We start from the raw sequence: 384 nt of genomic DNA on the forward strand, positions 1-384 counted from the left end.
ACTGCTTTATAAGTTGCTGGGTATCAAACGATACCTTTGTGGAGGCTTGAGCCTAGTGCAGTGAAAGTTGCACGCTGGGTTCTTAGGAGGGCGGCACTTGGTAACAAGTGTCGTCTATCCGACAAAGACGTGTTTCAAGGTGGCCTAGTGAATGACCGTAAATTGCACAGAATTACTAAATCTCTACTACGTTCTACCCCTGATAATGTTAAAATCTCCGCATCAGAATTACCGAGAAACTCAATGTTTATCCATCATGTTAACGGCATCGACTGGCTAGTGATCACAGCTTTTGAAGAACTGAAAACTATGTTTATCGAAGAAGCCGGTACGATACCCTCTTGCTTCTCTACCGCCAGCGAATTGAACCTGGTTGATCAAGCA

Annotated in this window: 1 pseudogene; it reads left to right on the forward strand. The window is 44.3% G+C overall.

The features are described 5' to 3' along the window. Window positions 1-147 precede the first annotated feature (147 nt). Window positions 148-384, forward strand: a pseudogene (locus tag H5185_RS22490) (hypothetical protein); the annotation flags it as partial.

This window comes from Shewanella sp. SG44-6 (assembly GCF_014164185.1).
Lineage (GTDB): Bacteria > Pseudomonadota > Gammaproteobacteria > Enterobacterales > Shewanellaceae > Shewanella > Shewanella vesiculosa.